This is a genomic window from Psychrobacter sp. UBA2514 (assembly GCF_002341255.1).
GTDB lineage: Bacteria > Pseudomonadota > Gammaproteobacteria > Pseudomonadales > Moraxellaceae > Psychrobacter > Psychrobacter pacificensis.
On the sequence record NZ_DDNS01000011.1, the window covers coordinates 9120 to 9980 of the forward strand.

General features: G+C 42.4%; 1 protein-coding gene and 1 pseudogene. Both read right to left on the bottom strand.

The features are described from left to right. Positions 1–104, bottom strand: a pseudogene (locus B3V51_RS12885) (lipoyl synthase); the annotation flags it as partial. 117 nt (positions 105–221) lie between these two features. Beyond that, entirely contained in the window at positions 222–632 is a 411-nt protein-coding gene (locus tag B3V51_RS04090; RefSeq protein WP_286708033.1) for a carboxymuconolactone decarboxylase family protein, read from the bottom strand. Positions 633–861 lie beyond the last annotated feature (229 nt).

Consider the following 861-nt stretch of genomic DNA (forward strand, 5'->3'; position numbering starts at 1 on the left):
GGGATGCGGGCGACTTTATCGTAGCCACGCAGCTTTTCACCTTGAATGGCTTTTTTTGGTTTTACTCTTGGCGCAGGAATATGGGTTTGTACGGCAGTAGTCATAATCAATGATCTCTTAACCCTTTATAGTATAAGGGTTTATGGAATTATCAGCATGCTTTATAGGTGTCTTTATTATAACAGATATTGCGCTCAGGGTTTATTATTCAACCTTTTGTGCTATGGCTTTTTGTTTAAGTTGTCAATATCTATACCCATCTCATTAAACACTTCGATAGCCGCGCGAAACGCTTCTTGCGTGGCAGGTGCGCCGCAGTATGGGAGGCTATGCATCAGCACTTCGCGAATCTCAGCGACGCTAGCGCCATTATTAATCGCGCCTCTGATATGTCCTTTTAACTCATTTGGGCTTTTTTGCGCAATTAAAAAAGCAATGGTAATCAGTGAGCGATATTTGCGTGGTAGTACTGACTCATCTTGCCATGTGCTGCCCCACGCGTGCTCTATAATCCAGTCTTGCAGCGGCTGAGTAAATCCAGTCGCCGTATCAAGCGAGCGTTTGACATGTGCTTCACCCATCACTTCTGTGCGTACCTTGAGGCCATTATCATAGTTGGTGTTGCTATCCATATTGGCTGTCCTTTGATGTCTTATAGAAATGTCTGATAAAAGCGTATCACAGTCATATGGTGTCTGCGCACTCATAAAGCAAGTTTTTATCAATCAGTGCAGGTACGTAAATACGAGCGATTATAAGGTGTGCAATCATATTATTGATGGGACTATTTTTATAATAAATGTTGGATATGGCCTTACTATGAGCCTTTTGAAGGCTCAGCCATTAACATTTAGAGCGTTT